Source organism: Candidatus Nanosynbacter sp. TM7-087 (assembly GCF_022828365.1).
Taxonomy (GTDB): domain Bacteria; phylum Patescibacteriota; class Saccharimonadia; order Saccharimonadales; family Saccharimonadaceae; genus Nanosynbacter.
The window spans coordinates 68,324-87,739 of record NZ_JAJQJU010000001.1 but is presented as its reverse complement, the minus strand read 5'-3'; the positions used below and the strand labels follow the sequence as shown (position 1 = coordinate 87,739).

Here is a 19,416-nt window from a genome sequence, read left to right as displayed (position 1 = left end):
ATCTCCTCCTTAAAAGTCCAAATCTTCCACATTAACCTTAGCGGCATTTGTTTGAATAAAATTTTTCCTCAATTCTACGCTATCACCCATAAGCTTCGTAAATATCGCATCTGCCCGTTCTGCGTCCTCAATATTAACCTTCACTAATGTTCGATTTTCTGGATTCATAGTCGTTTCCCATAATTGAGCGGCATCCATCTCGCCAAGACCCTTAAATCGCTGCTGTGCCGTGTAGCCTGCCTGCTTAAATTTCTCAGCATTTTCATCAATCTTTACACCAGCAGCCTTGCGCTCATTGATCTTTTCGTTTAATTTTTGCTCGAGGGCTACTTCATCATAGACGTAATCTATCTTACGATTACTGCCAGTTCCTCTACTCAACCCGAACAGAGGCGGCTTCGCCAAATATACGTGACCTGCTTCAATCACTTCAGACATATATCGGAAGAAGAACGTCATCAAAAGCGTAGAAATGTGCGCACCATCAACATCGGCATCTGTCATAAATATAATCTTGTCGTAACGAATACCACTAATGTCAAATTGGTCGCCAATTCCAACGCCCATAGCCTTAATCAACGAAACAATTTCAGCATTAGCAAACATCTTATCAAACCTTGCGCGCTCCGTATTCAACACCTTACCGCGAAGAGGAAGAACAGCCTGAATAGTTGAATCGCGACCATCCTTAGCTGAACCCGCAGCCGAATTACCCTCGACAATAAATAATTCACAATCTTTTCGGTTACGAGATGAGCAATCCGTCAATTTAGATGGCAAGTTTAGGCCTTCAAATGCTCCCTTACGAATAACGTTGTCGCGCGCAGCCCTTGCCGCCTTACGAGCTCGTGCCGCCAATGTAGCCTTGCCGACAACCTTCTTAGCTGTAGCTGGATTTTCCTCCAAGTAATACGCAAAATATTCGCTCATCACCTGATCAACATAGCGACGCATCTCTGGATTACCAAGTTTATTCTTGGTCTGACCTTCAAACTGAGGATCCGGCAACTTCACCAAAATAACTGCCGTCAAACCTTCGCGGATATCATCACCAGTCAGATTATCTTCTTTTTCTTTCAGCAGACTATTCTTGCGAGCATAATCATTAATTACACGCGTGAGGGCTGTTCGGAAACCAACCAAATGAGTACCACCATCAGGAGTTAAGACGTTATTAGCAAATGGCTTTACCACTTCAGCGTAAGTGTCGTTATACTGAACCGCAATTTCCACCATACAATCTTCGACCTGCTTCTCGACATAAAATATATCGTCCGATAAAACATCCTTGCCAATATTCAGGTTTTTTACATAGCTCTGAATACCGCCCTCAAAGTAGAAAGCTTTTCGTTCACCAGTTCGCTCATCAATAACCGACGTGTGAATGCCTTTTGTAAGGTACGCCTGATGACGAAGATAATTAACGACCCATTTATAGTCAAAATTAACCGTTTCCTTAAAGATGGTTGGGTCTGGATAAAATGTAATTGTCGTTCCAGAATCATCAGACTTTCCGACTACTTCTAATTCTGTCTGAGGCACACCTGTTGCGTATTCTTGGCGATAGATTTTACCGTTCTTCCTAACTTCAGCAATCATCCGCGTAGACAATGCATTCACAACACTAGAACCAACACCATGAAGTCCAGATGAAACTTTATAGCCACCGCCACCAAACTTACCGCCGGCGTGTAAGATTGTTAATACCGTCTCCAATGTACTCTTACCTGTCTTTGGATGCTTATCGACAGGAATACCACGACCGTCATCAGATACTCGAACACCACCATCCTTTAACAAAGTTACTTCGACCTTTGTAGCATAGCCAGCGATTGCCTCGTCAATTGAATTATCGGCGATCTCCTTAATCAAGTGATGCACACCCTCATACCCCGTACTACCGATGTACATCCCTGGACGCTTACGAACCGGCTCAAGGCCCTCTAGGACCTGGATTTGTGAGCCATCATAAGATTGTTCATTTGTTTGTTTAGCCATATCTCCCTCACTATTATCTGAATTATCAGCTCTTTTCAACAACTTTATTATACATCAAAATAGATATATTCTCAAACTATTTACTTTTTCAGCATGCTTATGCTAAAGTTAGATTAAAGTTATATAACAACAAAAATAAAAGAGGTCAAAATGTTCAAAAAAATTATCTCGCGCCTACCATACAGCCCTTCAATGATCCACAGTTTGGGCTTTTACGCGAAACGCTTACGTAAAGAAGAAGCCACTCGAAAGATCGGGCTTATCTTAACCGCTCTAGCGCTTATTGTGCAATCTTTCACTGTTTTTTCACCGCCAGAATCAGCCAATGCAGCAGATTCCAGCGACTTAATTTACGGCGGCATCTCTAGCGGCCAACAACTAATGGCTCATTATGATGCGAACACAAATAATATTCACGACCTCTACGATCATCTTGGTATTAGCCGCTCTGATTTGGTAGCGGCGACTGGTAATCTTCAGACATTGAACAGTAACATGGGAACTTATTCATGGGGACTTACACCTCACTTTGGCGCAGCAAGAGGTGAAGGATCTTACGTAGTTCGTACGTCGCAAGGCAGTGCTCGCACCTTCTACTATCGACCTCACAACCTCTGGGGCAGCTTCTCATATAGAGCATTCGTTGGATATTCAGCTGGAACCGGATGGTTTGCAATTATGCTTAACTGTGGCAACTTAATTCTTAAAATCGCACCACCGAGCCATCAATGTCCGACTGGTCAAGTTGGCACATACCCAAACTGCTCTACTCCGCCACAGCCAGTAGCTACGTGTAACGCCTTAGACATAAAGAAGAATGGCGATACATATCAATTTACTGCTAACGCCAGTGCGGCCAATGGTGCGACAATCCAAAAATATGTATACAGCATTTACCGAGGAAATACTCTAGTTAAGACTATCGAAGGTAACGATAAAATCGTAACTTATACAGAGAAAACACCGGGATCATACAAAGTTGTTCTAACGGTAAAAAGCTCGCTGGGCGATAAGACCTCAGACGCCTGCGTAAAGACATTTACTATACCAGAGCCAGCAAGATGTCCTCAAAACCCTAAATTGTTAAAGGACGACCCTCAGTGCCAACCATGCCCAGGCGATTCTACGATATGGATTAACGATAGTCGATGTTCTGCCTCGTTCGTGCAGACAAAAACCGCAGTTAATCTCACCCAGAATAACGCTGACGCAACAACTACGGTTGCGAAATCTGGAGATCGAATTACCTACACTCTTTCAGTAAAAAACAAGGGTCTAAAAGAGGAAGAGTTTACATTCAAAGATCAAGTCAGCGACCTATTAGAATATGCAGACATATTCGACGCTGGCGGCGGAACATTGACAGATGATAAAGATGCTAGCGCTGGCAGCGGCAACGCAAAAGTACTAGTATGGAACCCTATTAAGATCAAGCCAGGAGAAACCCAGAAGCGCAGCTTTACCGTCCAAATAAAGAACAGCATCCCGGCGATGGCTAGCGGTAAAAGTAATCCAATGTCTTATGACTGTAGGATTGATAATACATTTGGCAATACTGTCAGCACAAAAATTGACTGCCCTGCACCGAAAGTTATTGAACAAACCACTTCGCAACTACCAAAAACTGGTGCCAGCGAGAATATGATGTTCGCAGGAATTATTGCAGCCGTGGTCGTATACTTCTACGCTAGATCACGTCAATTAAATAAAGAAGTTAGAATCATTCGGCGAGACATGTCCGCAGGAACTTTATAGGAGGTGAAAAATGAGTGAAAAATTAAAGTCTACCGTAGAGAATGCTGTCGACACCAGAGAATTAGCAGATTTAAGCAGAGAAAAAGCTGCTGAAATCGAAAGATCCCTAGAAAAGGCGGTTGAAAAAGAAAAATCAAATGCCGAAAATGAAAATAGCATTAAACATGAGGCTATAGAAATTGCCACCCGGCACGAAGAACAGCAAGAGAAAAAAGAATCTAAAGAGATAAAAGAAGATAAGCCTCTTACAAAAAAAGATATTGAAGCTTCATATAAGAAGACTTTGGAGAATGTACAAGACCAACTATCAGCTCCATCCAGAGCTTTCAGCAAGGTCATTCATAATCCAGTCATCGAAAAGACTAGTGATGCAATCGGCAATACCGTTGCCCGCCCTAACTTAATCATTTCTGGCGCCTTAGGAGCGATAGCTTCTGTCGTTGTGTATTTTATCGCCAAACGATACGGATATCTATTATCAGGATCAGAAACTATTATCTTGTTTGTAGCTGGCTGGTCTATCGGCGCTGTTATCGAATACGCTCGAGTAGGGTTTATCAACAACAGGAAAAATAACTAGATAGATGTTGAATCCTATCTCAAGCTAATCATCACTTCGCCATCGTCATCATCACCATTACGTAAATCGAGCCGATTCTTAACCACAGGTTGGCTCGATTTTACTTTTACAGAAGAGACAGGGTTATTATTTGTAGCCATAGACACATTTGTCCTATTAATGACAGCACTATCTATCGCAGAAGGTTGGCTTTGCTGTTTGCTGTCAAGATTAGAAGCCATAGCATTTACACTATTTATATTAGAAGGCGCATTATTAACCACCCCTGGGCGACCTTGCGGATTCTGTATTTGTGAGGAAGTCTGTGGGGCTTGCGAATTTACTGGTCTTACGGTTGTTGAGTTAGAAGCGGGCTTTCCTCCTAGCTGTTGTCTCTTCGCTAGCCATTCATCCAAGAACGATGATCCACCGCCCGACGATTTTTGACCAACAGAAGGCGCCAATTGAGAAGGACCCGTCTTTGGTTGTACACTACCTCTAATCCTGTCAAATATCTCCTTTTCAACAACAGCTCGTGGTCTACCGTATTTAGCAGCAGATAGCCTTACTAACGCGTCCCTCAGCTGATTATTAACTTGCCCCATCGGAGGAATCCAATTCATACTAAACGGCGCAGATGGCACGTTATTAATCATCACAGAGGTTATAGATTGGAAGTTTGGCAATTTAGCCAAGTCGTCGACATCGAAGGTCGGCTGGAACTTCTTAACCATCAATTCGGCGTCAGTCACACCGATACGTCCAGAAATAACCGTACCGACGTTACCAATAATAGCTTCTCGTATCTTATCTGTTAACTGCGTCATAAACTGGTTACCCATAATAAGACTCAACTTATACTTACGAGCCTCAGACAAAATAGATTCAAAGCTGTCAGTGGCGAAGTTCTGAAACTCGTCAACATACAATGAGAAATCAACTCGCTGATCCTCTGGAATGTCCGCTCGAGACATCGCTGCTGCCTGGAACTTCATCACAAAAATAATACCCAGAAGCTTCGAATTAAGTTCACCCATCTTACCTTTCGACAAGTTAACCAGCAAAATCTTATTGTTATCCATAATTTCACGCAAATTAAATCCAGACTTGGTCTGACCAATGATATTGCGCATTGCATCGTTGGAAATAAATGGACCAAACTTTGATACAACCCATGAGATAACCTCACCCGCCTCATTTGACCTCTGTGACGCAGGAAATTCCTTTGTCCAGAAATCAATAACTTGCTGATCTTTCACATACTTAAGCTTGCTTTTTACAAATTCAGGATCAATAAGACACTTCGGCACGTCAATAAACGTTCCACCAGCAGGATCCGACATCAATAATAAAGCACAGTTTCTAAAAATATGCTCCAGGCGAGGACCAACAATTCCCGTATGGCCTGGATCGTAAAGACCATACAGCATATTAATTGCCTCTTGAACCAAAAAGTCTTTTTGGTCTGGAGTGTCGAACTCAAACATATTCAACCCAATTGGATTAGTCATATCGGCAGGATTAAAGTAGATAATATCCTCAACGCGTTCTTTTGGAACCTTACCCAATAAAGATTCAACCAAATCACCGTGCGGATCAATAAAGGCAAATCCCCGACCATCCATCATATCCTGATAAGCCATATTTTCCTGCAAGACAGATTTACCAACGCCTGTTTGACCAATAATATATACGTGGCGGCGACGGTCTTTTGTCCCGATTCGAATAGGTTTTTTGACTCCTCGAAATTCGTTATACCCAATCAGCAAACCCTCATCCAAAACGTCTGTTGGTCCATCAACCTGCTTGGACATCTGTCGCTTAACTTGTGAAGTCGGAATCGCGTTAGCTCCAGGCAAATGGAATAACGTTGCCATTTCTACACTGTTGAGAATATTACTACGAGTTTCCTGAGGGAAAAACCTCATAATATATGCTGTTGTCATTTCCTCAACATTCCTAGTTAAAGAGAACTTAAACCCATTATTGCGAGGTGAGTCAAACAACGAGAAGGCTGCTATTATATTTTTTAACAACACTTGAGAGCGCGCCGCAGTGTTTGACGAAATTACAACACGCACTAAGACTTCATATGCAGGATAGCGAGCTTTTTCACTGATAGCATCCACTTCCGCCTGCTCTAAAGATGTTAGCTGCTTGTCCTCAGAATTAGAGCCACCGTCTTTTTCATTATTCTCTGGCGGTTTCCACAGAGCCTCCATAATATCCATAGGAGCAACGCCTCCAAAGCCTTTCTTCTTGCCCTTATTTTTCTTCATGCCGTCAATATGAGACTCTGAAGCCTTGGACCAACCGTCATACGCCGGACGTAGTAAAAATTGCACACCCATTCCATCTTCTCTGGACGCCGAAGATAAAGCATTTAATAATGCCCTGGAAGCATCTCTTTTCGACTCCTGATAGGTCGATATTGGATAAACAAAGGACTTTTTCAGGGTGAATTCGCCGCCGATAGTTCCGCTCATCTTGCCGACCTTGCTGAATATATTAGTATCAGATACCTCTTCTAGCCTAGCAGAAGGATATGCCGCCGCTACAGCTTGACGAATAACATCAACTAACACTAGCGGAACAACAGCATAATAGTGAACTAACCCACCATGTGCAACAATCTCAAACGATATATGACGTTGGCCGTAGACTTTACTTTTGAATCCTTTAGTTGCCGTACTTGAGATAATATTGTACATCACCTGGGCTTGCGACAGCACCTCTTCAGTTAAATCTCGCTCATCTCGATTTGAACTATTGACGTCTTCACTTGTCGGAGGCAAATGTATAAGCAACGGCACCATCTTCAAGCCTCGTTCATAATTTTTGGCTTCCCTCAGCATGTTACGATACAACACAAAAGCTACCGCAGAACCAGCGGCTATAATAACAATCGCGATAAAACTAACTATCAAAGGACCCGCACCCATATAAAACCCTACTTACTACCGTCGTCATTTTGACCTAAAGTCTTATTATATCGTTTTTTTAAATAATCAGCCTGCAGCTGTGCAATAACTCTATTCCTCTCATAAGGATTATCTTTTGTTAAAGCTATAATCTTTTTAACTTTATCCACCCATTCTCTTTCTATCAGATCTTCATCCGCTGCCACCAGAGGAGTATCATCATCAGCTACTATCTCCGGCTGATTCGTACTTTGAGCGTCGTTTTGAGATAAAGGAGCTGTTGTAGTATTATCAACAGGCAAAGCCACAGGGATATTGTTATATTGTTCAACCCTAGCACCAAGTGACTGCTCGGACTCCCTTCCGATCTCAGGATTTAATGATGTATTTTCTACATTATACTCACCGCCACCTATATTTTGTGGCTGTACCTCAGGAGTCCTATTAACTTGTGGCAGTTCGGGATTCATAAATATATTGTACCACGTAGCTACTTAAAATACACGACTACATTCAGGACGAGATTAGTATCTTTTATGTATAAAAAAACACGCCAGCAACTCAAACACACCAAGTAATAATATCTCAAAAATCCCAACATCTCCCATCGATTGCATACCCACATAAATAACTGGAGCAAGAGAGATTACAGTAGAGTAATAATACGTCTTATATTTAGATTCATTGCGACTATTCTTGAAATTAAAAAATTTCGCAGCTATTCGCTCCGATGTTAAAAATACTACATAAGTTAGACAGATAAATAGCACATACAAACATACAAAAAACGCTAAAATCCCAAACGGACCAGCAGAACTCGGGTTTGTCGCGTTCAAAATAACCGCAGTCAAAATCAATGCAACCAACGCTATAAAACTAATTATCTTCATCCCTATACTCACATCATACTATACACAAGAAGCCTGAGCGATAATACTATAGCATATAGACACAAACCATCCGCCGATAAAAAATAACTATTAGGCGCGGGTGCTACTTGCCTATTACCGCTCGAGGCAATTTGACCGCTCCTTAATTAAGGAGCATCCTTGCAGTTTTCCTCTGCATACATCCAGGACTCTCACCGCTAGTTCTTTAACGAGGATTAACTGGATGTATGCGGTACTAGCCGCGCGCTCAACGCTTTTACAATTTACGAAGTAAAGGCGGAGCATTGGCTGCGTCATTATAAAAATCATGCAGCCAACTATCCGTCGATTTATACGTAAAAACGCGGCTTTATATAAATTTTATTGTTAATGTATTTTTGCTTTTTTGTTTTTCTAAAAGCTTAACCTTATACTAGCATAGCCCTATTTATATGTCAACTATTACTCGGCCAAAAATATTGTAATTTTCACCTATTTTTTAATGTTGTTAAAATTATCATCTGTTAATTATTCTCTTATTACTTTATAGTCATCTGTGTATTTTACAACAATCTTGTCATTTTTGAGTATTATCTAGCACAGATTACATACCATTCAATGAAGATATCGTCGACTTATCAACCGCCCAATTACACAACTAGCCTATGATTACCTATCATCCAAACATTGCCACAAAAATAGGTTTGTACAGTCAATATCAGACTGACACCTAACTCTCAAATCCGCAATAAAAAATAATCTCTATTCCCCGCTTTATAAAACTCTGTTCACTTTTATTGTCACACTACAGCAAATTTAACAAAATTATTTTTTTATATTACTACAAGAACATCCAAACGTTAGTATGCATATTAAATTCTATACACCAAAGATGTTATACAGTTTTAATTAAAAATTACAAAACGAAAGTATAAAGTTCATTCATAGTATACAAAGCCACTTTTTACACTTCAATAAAAGAGTCCTAGAAAATGTGCGATAATTTAATTTGTCGCACACATAAAAGACATAAAAAGCAATCAAACAAACGCCAGTCTCTGACATATAACTTCATAGTAAAAGCCATTAGAAAAAATAGTTGCGAAAATTAGAAAGAAGATTATAAAATGTGTGGTATTTTTTACTAAACTTTTTACAAAAATATTGTTGACATAAGCATTTATATAGCTTATTATAGGGGTAGCTTCTGAATAAAAAAGTTATACAGAGGCCAAAAATAAAAAGAAATTGTAAAACTCCACTTTTTTGAAAACAACCACTACTCGCAGGTGGTTGTTTTTCTATATTAAAGATAAATTCTACTCTTTAATATAAATAAAGCCAGCGACAAGGCTGACTTTTAGTTTAATCTATCTGGTGGAGCTGCCGGGTACTGCCCCCGGGTCCAACTGGTATCACAACATCCGTCTACGAGCATAGGCTTATCTAAATTTGTTTAATAACGCTACTCGGATTTAAAATAAACCAAGAAAACCGAGTTCCGTTACGTAGTAAAAGTCCTATATATCCGCTACTTCCAAATATATAGCTAGCAACATAGATATAACACCCTTAGATATTGACTGTTGCCACAATACAAGGATGATCGCTAAAAATTAGGCAGCGATTGGCGCAAAGGCCATCTTAGGAGCGAAAGCGCTCGCTACGAATGACTTTGCTTTTGCAACAAAGTTTGCATCTAAAAACATACGTTACGCGTATCGTCGGCTCGCAGAATGTCGTGATAAGGTCCAATTGTCGAAAGCTATATCAGCCCCACATATCGGTTCATATTATACCCTGATCTCATTCAAAAATCTACATGCTTATGTTTTAATAGATTCATGATTAGTAGAGTTATTTCAGCTACACCTTATGGATTTAGCGGGCAAATCATCGAAGTTGAGGGAGATATGTCAAAAGGACTTCCTAGCCTGCAAATTGTCGGAATGGGTAATAAAGCCATCGACGAGTCCAGAGATCGAGTACGTAGTGCAATAAAAAACTCTTCCCTGGATTTTCCGAAAGGAAAAATAATCATCAACTTAGCACCGGCAGAGTTACCAAAAGACGGATCTCACTTTGATCTTCCTATCGCCTTATCTATCTTATGCATCAACGGCGTACTCAACCAAAGCGACGTAAGTAATGCGGTTTTTGCAGGAGAACTAGCGCTAGACGGCAGCCTACGTCCAATACGATCAGCAATTATCACAGCCGAAGTGGCTAAAAACCAAAAAATTAAATCAGTATACGTACCAGCCCAAAACGCCAAACAAGCGGCGCTAGTGACTGGAATTGATGTATTTCCAGTAGAAAACTTAAAATCACTCTTCTTACATCTCAAAAAAGAAAAGATTATTAAGCCAATAGACAGATCATCAATAAAAAATATATCTCACAATCATAAAAACGTGCCAACCATCGACGACATCTACGGACAAGAACAAGCAAAGAGAGCTATCCAGATAGCCGTTGCCGGAAGACATAATATTTTATTGTCCGGCCCTCCGGGATCAGGAAAAACTATGTTGGCAAAATCTTTGAAAAATCTATTACCAGCCCTATCAGAGGATGAGATAGTAGAGGTGACAAAACTTCACAGTCTTGGAGAACACACTATAATAAATAATCCCATAGTAGATAGACCATTCAGGTCGCCACACCACACCGCAAGTAGGGCATCTATTATTGGCGGAGGATCGAAAGTGCAGCCGGGAGAAATCAGTTTGGCTCATAGGGGTGTCCTATTTCTTGATGAGCTACTCGAATATCCACGCACTGTGCTTGAATCACTTCGTCAACCCTTAGAGGATCACGAAATTACCGTCAGTCGTACAAATGGTAAATTCAACTTCCCTGCCAATTTCTTATTAGTAGCCACAATGAATCCTTGTCCTTGTGGATTTCTTGGAGATCCAGAAAAAACTTGCATATGCTCACAAAATCAGATTCTAAATTACCAAAAAAGATTATCGGGACCGCTACTCGATCGAATAGACCTAACGGTATCGGTTTCACAAGTCCCCCATGAAAAATTATTAAATAATAAAATGTCGACAAAATCACAACAAGAGATATTTTTATCTGAGATACATAAAGCCTACTCTGTTCAAAGAGACAGATATAAGTGTAGCTATAGATACAACAATGACATTTCAAGCAATAGTGTTGATAAAATCACATCAATCTCAGAATCTGCAAAAACCTTCTTGACGAACGCAGCCAAAAAACTAGATTTAAGCACTCGCAGCTACTTTAAGGTTATAAAAGTTTCTCGCACTATCGCAGATTTAGAAGGATCTACATCCATAGAAATTACACATATAGCAGAAAGTCTACAATACAGACAGATTAACATAGGTTAATTATTATCCTTGAAAATAACAGACATCTCTGTTACAATAGCAACTGAGTTAATCTAAAATTGCTTCAAAAAAGGAGAGCCAGAGATTAATAAATCAATCCGTATCAACGGAGCAATCCGTGCAAGAGAACTGCGGATAATTGGTCCTGATGGCGAGCAGCTAGGAATCATGTCCCTTAAAGAGGCTTTAAGTAAGGCCAACGACATGAATCTTGACCTAGTTGAAATATCACCGGGAGCCAATCCGCCAGTTGCTAAAATCATTGACTGGGGTAAGTACCAGTACCAAAAAATGAAGGATCAACAGAAGAATCGGCGCCAAGCCAAATCTGGAGACCTAAAGCAGATGCGCTTTGGTCTAAAGATAGGAGCTGGAGACCTAGAGGTTAAACTAAAGAAGATCCGTAATTTTTTAGAGGGCGGACATAAAGTTCGCATACAAGTGGTCTACAAAGGTCGCGAAATGGCCCATAAAGAGATCGGCTACGAATTGATCGACAAAATCATGGAACACCTTAGTGAGGACGCAATATTAGAGCAAAAACCTCAGATGGCTGGTCGCAATCTGAGCGTAGTAATAAGGAGTAAATAATGCCAAAGCTAAAGACCCACAAAGGCACTGCGAAGCGTATCAAGCTGACCAGCACCGGAAAATTGACCCGCCAGCGCGCATTTGGCGGCCACTTGTTGGCTAAAAAGTCAAAAAGTCGTAAGCGCGCAATCAACACAACAGCAACAGTAACTGGTTCGATGGCCAAGAACGCCCGTCGAGCAATGGGAGTATAGTTATGCGAGTAAAACGAGGAGTTGCCGCACGCGCTAAGCACAAAAAAATCTTAAAAGCAGCTGAGGGAATGCAACATAATCGCACCAGAAGTTTTCGTCTTGCAAAACAAGGTGTTATTAGAGCTCTACAGTACGCCTACCGCGATCGCCGAAACAAGAAGCGCGATCTACGCGGTCTATGGATTACCCGAATTAATGCAGCCGCTCGACAAGAAGGTACAACTTACGGCAAACTTATAGCTTCTATGAAATCTAAAAACATTGAGATTGATAGAAAAATATTAGCAGAATTGGCAGTTAACGAGCCAAAAGCTTTCGCTGAAATAGTAAAAGCGAGTCTATAGTAGGACAAATCTACCAATATAAAACACCCTGACACTATGCAGGGTGTTTTGTTCATAGTCTGCCTATAAGCCGGGTTCTGTCTAGGGCAATCATCTATCTAGTTTGCTTGTTGCCAAACAAATCAAGCGGTTATCGATCTGCGGACGGATAATCCTATTTGCAAATCTCCTTGCAGCCGACAGGGTTTACCTCTCGTCTATGTCGCCATAGACGACTGTGGGCTCTTACCCCACTCGTTTCACCTTTTCCCTCGTATATAAAATACGAAGGTAGTTTCGTTTCTGTGGCACTTTCCCTAGAGTTGCCTCCGGTCGCCGTTAACGACTGTCGTATCCTTCGCTGCCCGGACTTTCCTCTTAAGTATAACTTAAGCGATTACCTAACAGACTACATGATATATTATAGCACTAAACCCTAGACTTGTCTGTGGGCGCTAGATATTCCCCGCATAAATGCAAGGTGGGTGCTCGCAACTTATTGCCACGACAATAAATCATTAAAGCTCCCTATCATATGATGTTAGGAAAATCATACGCGCCCACGGATAAATCCAGGGTATACTCCTATTATACACCAAATATGTTCATAAATACACGCAAAATTGCCTGAATACAGCCCGACATAACCTGCCCGATTACATCAGAAAACAACACAACTACAATCATCACTAAAAGAACGCCGTTTTGCTCAATTTTTTGCATAGCACTCCTGACGCTATTTGGCGCTACGGCATATAATATTCTAGATCCGTCCAGAGGCGGAATTGGTAGCATATTAAAAACAAAAAAACCCAGATTCACCGATACAGCAGTAGAAATAATCAGTCCAAATATCGTAGACTGTACTGCCCCAGCACTGTTAATAGCGCCACTGAACACTCCGACGCCAAACGCAATAAAGGCGATTACTAAATTAGTAATTGGGCCAGAAAGAGCAACAAGAGCCGCCCCCCAATCGCCAAAACGGACTCTATTTGGATTAAACGGAACAGGCTTAGCCCCTCCGAAAACTGGAGCATGCAACACTACCATAATAAAAGGAAGCAAAATAGTCATCACCGGATCGATATGTCTTATGGGATTAAGCGTCAATCTTCCCTCTTCTTTTGCAGTATTATCGCCCAGTGCATATCCCATAAAAGCGTGCACAGCCTCGTGAATGGTCATAGACAGCAATATGACAGTCAAAACTATTATTATTTCTAAAATCATAAGTGTTATTATAGCATCAATACGTAATCTTGACTAATTGCACAAATGTCGCTACAATAATAAGGATTGTTATTAATAATAAAGTAAAGAGAGTGGAAATGGCATCACGATGTGATTTAACAGGCAAAGGCAAGCAGTATGGCAACAACGTCAGCTTCTCCCTGCGCCGCACTAAGCGTGTTTTCAAACCAAACCTTCAGAAGAAGACTTTTGTTGTTGACGGTCAAAAAATTACCATGACTTTAAGCACAAAAGCTATTCGCACCCTGAAGAAAAAAGGTATTTTGGGCGCAACTGCCGATAAGTAATCGCTAAATCAAATTTTAATAAAATAACTCCGATTGTATTATCGGAGTTATTTTTAATTCAACGAGAAGACCCTAGCTTTTCAATATCTGAACAACCGTTAAATTATCTGGCAGATCTGTTATTTTCTTTAGCTTCCACTTTGGACCAGCCTCAACAACTGGAGCTCCTAGATTTTTTACAAACTCATCCACACCATCCTGTGGAACTTCATAATGCAAAGTAGCGTCATTGTAATGTACCGGAATCACCACCTTAGGATCCAATTGACGAATTATTGAAGCTGCTCCTATTGCGTCTAACGTATATCCATTTCCACCGACAGGTAGTATTGCAAAATCAACAACACCTATATTTTCGAGCTGATCATCAGTTAGTTTATTCTCAATATTACCAACAACCACTCCCTTAACTTCACCAACCGTAATTTTATATATTGTAGATTTTTTAACATCATCTGCAGTGTCGATATGTCGGCGCGCTGGAATTCCTAGCAATGAGATGTCTCCGACTTCATATTCACCTGGACCCGAGAATAGCAATCTTGGCGTAGAATCCACAACAGCAAACCGATCCTCCGTAACCACTTCTACGTCATTATTCACAGAAACATTTTTTCCTCCGACAATCTCTAAATTCGGATCAAATACCACACGAAGTTTCTTTGTGGTAATAATAACAGCATTTGCTCCTTTATACTCTATTTCAAACATGTCTACTCCTTCCTCATTATATTTTCCGTATCTACCAATACAGAGTGCTTGTTTCTTACAATATCCATTATAAACCTATCTTTGACACTCATCCTATAATAGAAATCATCATAAGATATTACGGCATAATTTATCTCTATTTTTCTATCTTTTTCGATTTTTTTAACAAGATTTTTTATAGTTACGGCAGACATATCATCACCAACTAATAGCAGGTCAACAGAAGAGCTTGATCCGACCACTAATTTTCCCGAAATAATAGCCAACCTTAAACCCCTCATTCTTCCTAAAGAATCTTTCCAGGAAACGCCACTCGCAGTACCCATGCCGCTTTCTGTATTTTTATCTGAGAATATAGCCGCAAGCGGCTTGATATACGGATAATCCTCATTTACGCTATAGTATAACTTATTATCAATAGCATCCTGCTGTACTATACCCACAGACACCATATTAGCTAGCTCTCGACGAACAGAATTTATTTGCTCATCGATCATCCTAGTAATTTCCCTCACATAAAATGATTTTTCTGGATTATTCAGAAAAAGATGTAATAATTTTACCCTAGTTTTTGAACCAAATAATGAATCAATCATTGTACTATAATTGTAACATATTTTTTACTTACTATCTAATACTCGAGATAAATATTGTTCACACGAGTGAACATCTCCCCATTCAATAAATGGGTTTCGTCTAAACCACGTCAACTGACGTTTCACTAAGTTTACATCACTAACGATAAACTCCCGAATAGCCTGACCTTCATCTATTTCTTTCTCAATTAATTTCTTAATAATAGGATAAACATTACCCGTCATAGCCTCATTACACCACCCGGCATTATTGGCTAATCCTATTGTTTCTTCTACAACACCATCCTTGAACATTTTTTTTGCTCTATCTGTAATCCTCTGTTTTAATAGCTGTTTATCTGTAGTAATTCCGACAACGATGGTATTACTCAACGGTACTTCCAATCCAGATGACTTTTTACCGGCTCGCTCAATAGCCCTAACTAGATATCTTTTATTTTTACTATTCTCTGGCAAAGATATATCATGATTAGTACAATACTGCCGAAGTTCAGATATCGTCATTTCTTGTAAGTTAGCTCTCTTTTCTTTGCTAGATTTACCCCCAAATTGAAAATCAAATATAACAGAATTAATATACAACCCTGTTCCACCAACAAGAAATGGAATATTTCCTCGACTTCGTATTTCTTTAATCTTTTGACGAGCATAGCCCTTAAATTGCGACGCACTAAAAGAATCTCCTGGATCCACTAAGTCAAGGCCCCAATGAGAAACCTTCTGCTGCTCTTCCAAAGAAGGCTTAGCTGTCCCGATATTCATACCACGATAGACAGTTCTACTGTCAGCACAAATTATCTCTCCTCTATACTTCTTTGCCAATTGTATGGCTAATGATGTTTTGCCGCTAGCAGTAGGACCAACAATTACAATTAGTGGTAGGCGACCTTCATCAACGCCGTTATCTAATTTTATAAACCTATCCAATTAACTCAACCCTACAAAGATTTTATATATTCAGCAAGCTGCTCCAACGATATTTTTTCTTCGCCAGATTGTGTGCGAACACTAACCTCGTTAGCTTCCATATCCTTTGGTCCTACGATAAGTTGAACAGGTATCTTCATAGAGGTAGCTTCCCTAATCTTCTTACCTAATGATTCATTTCTAGAATCTATTGTAAATCTTACATCGTTATATCTAACTGGCTTCATGAGGGTAATGTCTGATAATATGGTTGTTATTTTATCAACATACTCTAGCACTGTGTCGTTAATCGTCAAAACACGAACCTGTTCTGGAGCCGCCCAAAACGGGAACCATCCGCCAGTATGCTCTATAAACACACTTAAGAATCGCTCAATTGAACCCAATAAGGCACAGTGAATCATAACTGGTGTTGTAAAATTACCATCAGCATCCGCATATTCCAAGCCGAACCTTTGTGGTTGCACGAAATCTAGCTGCACAGTTGCAACTTGATGTTCGCGGCCGATTGCATCTGTCGCCATGAAGTCAATCTTTGGACCATAAAATGCCGCCTCGCCCTCTTGCTCAAAATAATCCAAGCCTACTTTCTCAACAGCAGATTTTAACTGGTTCTGTGCGGAATCCCATAAGCCAAGGTCGCCTAAATACGAATCAGACTCGTCACGATAGCTTAATCTAACCCTGAGCTTCATATCGATCGATCCATACAGCTCACGAGCGGCAGATAACAAATTATTAATCTCATCCTCAATCTGATCAGTACGACAAAATATATGGCTATCATCCTGAGTTAATGAGCGCACACGATTTAACCCGCCCAGCTCGCCAGTTTTTTCGTCACGATAATCTGTTGTCGTCTCCAAGTATCTTACCGGCATATCACGATAACTTCGCGGTCGTGAAGCAAAAATTTGCGTATGATGCGGACAGTTCATAGGTTTAAGAGCCATCTCATCACTAGTTTCTTGGCTTTTAACTAAAAATAGCTCTTCTCCGAACTTAGCCCAATGCCCCGATGTTTCATATAAATCTTTTTTCGTAATATGAGGCGTCCATACTTTTTCAAAGCCAAACTTCTGTCTCAGCTGGTTCGAATATTGAGCCACTATATCTCGTAAAATCGTACCGCGAGGAGTAAATAAAGGCAAACCAATCCCTACCAGAGGAGATGTCGTATATAGATCAAGCTCCTTGCCTAACTTGCGATGATCTCGCTGTTTTGCAATTTCCAACCTATTAAGATATTCATCCAGCTCTTCCTGCGTAGCAAACGCTACACCATATATTCGCTGCATTTGTGGATTATTCTCATTGCCTCGCCAATATGCTCCAGCCGTCTTAGTAAGTTTAAATGCGCCAACTTTTCCAGTACTATCCACATGTCCACCCCTACACAAATCAGTGTAATCACCTTGAGAATACAAAGAAACAGTCTCGACTTTACTATCGCCATCAGACACAGATCCCATTTTTTCTCCAGCCAATTCACTAGCAACCGTAGTACCAGATCTCTTAAGATCGTTCAGTAATTCCACCTTAAATGACTGATCTCCACTCATAGCCCAATCAATGGCCTCTTCTACCGACACATCGCGCCTCTCAAACGGATAATTAGCCGCTACGATCTTTCGCATCTCCTCTTCTATCTTCGGAAGGTCAGCTTCAGAAATTGTCCCGTTGTCGAGATAAATATCATAGTAAAAACCATTGTCGATAGCTGGTCCCACACCAAACTTCGCCTGAGGCCATAAATGCCGAATAGCCTGTGCCATAATGTGCGCTAGGCTGTGTCTCATAGATTTTAGTTCTTCTTCACTCATATCAATATTATACCATGCTCCTTGATAGTAGGCATCTGTTATGATAATATTATTATATCTGGGCGATTAGCTCATTTGGCTAGAGCGCTTCATTGACGTTGAAGAGGTGAGAGGTTCGAATCCTCTATTGCCCACCAGATGCGACAATTGTATAACTCTTTATCAGTTACTGATGAAGAGTTTTTTTAATGTCGTAAAGGAGTATAGAAAATGACAGCTACAAACTCAGATAACATCATATCTCACATTTCTCGTGCATATGTAGAGGAGCGTATTTCAAAAAAAGACAATAGACCATATAGTGTATTGACTATTGAATGGATTATGCCTAATGAGAAGATTTATAAACAATCAGTATTTCTCTCTTCTGAACAATTGTCTCTTATAGAGTCGTCAGTCGCTAAGGAGTCCCTGCTTTAATTGTAGGGCTTATATATTTTAGTTTTTGGTGCTTACGCTTAAAAGTAAGTCAAATGTCAAGATAGAAGCAGCCAGAGTTGCCATTGTAGCGGGCTGGTGACTCATTGTTATATTGAACAATTAAAAGCTACAAGAAAGGATTAAAGCAAGTTATGAAGCTTATTGAAGCAGCTGACGCTACTAGCATCATTACGACAGTTATTGGTTACTTTACCCAAAACTGGCCTGCTCTTGCGATTCTGATTGGCTTCGGTGTTGGTCTGAAGTTGTTCCGCAGCTTTGGCAATCGTGGCTTAAAGGGGCGTTTCTAGTAGTTTGTGAGATGTACGACCTCCACCACGCGTGCATCTCACTCCTTGCTTATTGAATATATGAAGACTATAGAGATTGTACAATTGATCACCCAGACTCTATCCGCTAATTTTTCTTCACTTCTGGCGATTGTTGCTGTAGGTGCTGGGGTCAAGATAGTTTTAGATATTGTTTTCAAATCGTTGTATTCGGTTACTAATTCTAGATAGGAGTTTTTTATGTCATCAATGGAGTTACAAACAATTTTAGATAAGTTTCTTGTAAAGTTTTTTGTCATTCTGTTTTCTGCTTTTATTTGTTGGTACCTTATACGACGAATTAGCTATTCGGGAGGTGATAAGTAAATGAGTTCTAGCGATATTGTCAGTCTAATTTATAATTCTATTACTTTTTTTGCATTAGGTTTTTGTATTTATTTTATTTATATTGACTTGTTTAAGAATAGGAATAATAAAAAATGATGATGTTATTCGCTTTATTCTCTATTTTTTTGTTGTTTATAGTGGTT

The 19,416-nt window shown here is 40.2% G+C and carries 17 protein-coding genes, 1 tRNA gene and 2 other RNA genes; 9 read left to right on the top strand and 11 right to left on the bottom strand.

The features are described 5' to 3' along the window. Window positions 1-9 precede the first annotated feature (9 nt). A complete protein-coding gene (locus LRM41_RS00450) occupies window positions 10-1,998 on the bottom strand; it encodes a DNA gyrase/topoisomerase IV subunit B (RefSeq protein WP_129743830.1) in 1,989 nt (662 codons plus the stop codon). A 150-nt stretch (window positions 1,999-2,148) separates the two neighbouring features. Between LRM41_RS00450 and LRM41_RS00445 the strand changes: the two genes are divergently transcribed. After that, window positions 2,149-3,753: a hypothetical protein gene (locus LRM41_RS00445; RefSeq protein WP_243819003.1), complete on the top strand. Its 1,605-nt coding sequence runs from the start codon at window positions 2,149-2,151 to the stop codon at window positions 3,751-3,753. Between the two features lie 10 nt (window positions 3,754-3,763). Beyond that, window positions 3,764-4,333, top strand: coding sequence for a hypothetical protein (locus tag LRM41_RS00440; RefSeq protein WP_243819002.1), 570 nt, complete (start codon window positions 3,764-3,766; stop codon window positions 4,331-4,333). Between the two features lie 14 nt (window positions 4,334-4,347). On the opposite strand, the gene LRM41_RS00435 is transcribed toward LRM41_RS00440, so the two are convergent. From LRM41_RS00435 to ssrA, 4 genes are all read right to left on the bottom strand, one after another. Next, the gene (locus tag LRM41_RS00435; protein ID WP_243819001.1) at window positions 4,348-7,254 is read right to left on the bottom strand and encodes a type IV secretory system conjugative DNA transfer family protein; all 2,907 of its coding nucleotides are present in this window, start codon (window positions 7,252-7,254) and stop codon (window positions 4,348-4,350) included. Between the two features lie 8 nt (window positions 7,255-7,262). Continuing rightward, the gene (locus LRM41_RS00430; protein WP_243819000.1) at window positions 7,263-7,703 is read right to left on the bottom strand and encodes a hypothetical protein; all 441 of its coding nucleotides are present in this window, start codon (window positions 7,701-7,703) and stop codon (window positions 7,263-7,265) included. Window positions 7,704-7,757: 54 nt separating this feature from the next. Continuing rightward, complete coding sequence (locus LRM41_RS00425) at window positions 7,758-8,123, bottom strand: hypothetical protein (protein WP_232736312.1); 366 nt, start codon at window positions 8,121-8,123, stop codon at window positions 7,758-7,760. A 1,354-nt stretch (window positions 8,124-9,477) separates the two neighbouring features. Continuing rightward, window positions 9,478-9,880, bottom strand: a transfer-messenger RNA (tmRNA) gene (gene ssrA / locus LRM41_RS00420). Window positions 9,881-9,946: 66 nt separating this feature from the next. On the opposite strand from ssrA, the gene LRM41_RS00415 reads away from it, so the two are divergent. The 4 genes from LRM41_RS00415 (at window position 9,947) to rplT (ending at window position 12,599) form a co-directional block, all read left to right on the top strand. Next, the gene (locus LRM41_RS00415) at window positions 9,947-11,470 is read left to right on the top strand and encodes a YifB family Mg chelatase-like AAA ATPase (protein WP_243818999.1); all 1,524 of its coding nucleotides are present in this window, start codon (window positions 9,947-9,949) and stop codon (window positions 11,468-11,470) included. A gap of 84 nt (window positions 11,471-11,554) precedes the next feature. Further along, on the top strand, window positions 11,555-12,061 hold the full coding sequence (gene infC, locus LRM41_RS00410; protein WP_320414631.1) for a translation initiation factor IF-3: 507 nt from the start codon (window positions 11,555-11,557) through the stop codon (window positions 12,059-12,061). Further along, window positions 12,061-12,255 (top strand): 50S ribosomal protein L35, encoded by a 195-nt coding sequence (gene rpmI / locus LRM41_RS00405; RefSeq protein ID WP_129743559.1) that lies wholly within the window; start codon window positions 12,061-12,063, stop codon window positions 12,253-12,255. Before infC ends, rpmI begins: the two co-directional genes overlap by 1 nt. 2 nt (window positions 12,256-12,257) lie before the next feature. Next, window positions 12,258-12,599 (top strand): 50S ribosomal protein L20, encoded by a 342-nt coding sequence (gene rplT, locus LRM41_RS00400; protein WP_129743558.1) that lies wholly within the window; start codon window positions 12,258-12,260, stop codon window positions 12,597-12,599. A gap of 50 nt (window positions 12,600-12,649) precedes the next feature. On the opposite strand, the gene rnpB is transcribed toward rplT, so the two are convergent. Together rnpB and LRM41_RS00390 are read right to left on the bottom strand one after the other, a co-directional pair. Then, an RNA gene (gene rnpB, locus LRM41_RS00395) (RNase P RNA component class A) lies at window positions 12,650-12,991 on the bottom strand. A 175-nt stretch (window positions 12,992-13,166) separates the two neighbouring features. After that, on the bottom strand, window positions 13,167-13,811 hold the full coding sequence (locus LRM41_RS00390; protein WP_243818998.1) for a site-2 protease family protein: 645 nt from the start codon (window positions 13,809-13,811) through the stop codon (window positions 13,167-13,169). A 98-nt stretch (window positions 13,812-13,909) separates the two neighbouring features. Between LRM41_RS00390 and rpmB the strand changes: the two genes are divergently transcribed. After that, window positions 13,910-14,119 (top strand): 50S ribosomal protein L28, encoded by a 210-nt coding sequence (gene rpmB / locus LRM41_RS00385; protein WP_129632249.1) that lies wholly within the window; start codon window positions 13,910-13,912, stop codon window positions 14,117-14,119. Between the two features lie 72 nt (window positions 14,120-14,191). Here the strand turns inward: rpmB and LRM41_RS00380 are convergent, their stop codons facing one another. Genes LRM41_RS00380 through thrS form a run of 4 tightly spaced genes read right to left on the bottom strand, consistent with a single transcriptional unit; the run spans window position 14,192 to window position 18,176 of the window. Beyond that, complete coding sequence (locus tag LRM41_RS00380; RefSeq protein WP_243818997.1) at window positions 14,192-14,830, bottom strand: MBL fold metallo-hydrolase; 639 nt, start codon at window positions 14,828-14,830, stop codon at window positions 14,192-14,194. A 2-nt stretch (window positions 14,831-14,832) separates the two neighbouring features. Then, the gene (locus LRM41_RS00375; protein WP_243818996.1) at window positions 14,833-15,426 is read right to left on the bottom strand and encodes a hypothetical protein; all 594 of its coding nucleotides are present in this window, start codon (window positions 15,424-15,426) and stop codon (window positions 14,833-14,835) included. A gap of 24 nt (window positions 15,427-15,450) precedes the next feature. Continuing rightward, a complete protein-coding gene (miaA, locus tag LRM41_RS00370; RefSeq protein WP_243818995.1) occupies window positions 15,451-16,353 on the bottom strand; it encodes a tRNA (adenosine(37)-N6)-dimethylallyltransferase MiaA in 903 nt (300 codons plus the stop codon). Between the two features lie 11 nt (window positions 16,354-16,364). Further along, a complete protein-coding gene (gene thrS, locus LRM41_RS00365; protein WP_243818994.1) occupies window positions 16,365-18,176 on the bottom strand; it encodes a threonine--tRNA ligase in 1,812 nt (603 codons plus the stop codon). Window positions 18,177-18,236: 60 nt separating this feature from the next. Here thrS and LRM41_RS00360 point away from each other — a divergent pair. Further along, a tRNA-Val gene (locus LRM41_RS00360) sits at window positions 18,237-18,313 on the top strand. A 435-nt stretch (window positions 18,314-18,748) separates the two neighbouring features. Continuing rightward, a complete protein-coding gene (locus tag LRM41_RS00355; RefSeq protein WP_178143158.1) occupies window positions 18,749-18,907 on the top strand; it encodes a major coat protein in 159 nt (52 codons plus the stop codon). Window positions 18,908-19,416: the final 509 nt, after the last annotated feature.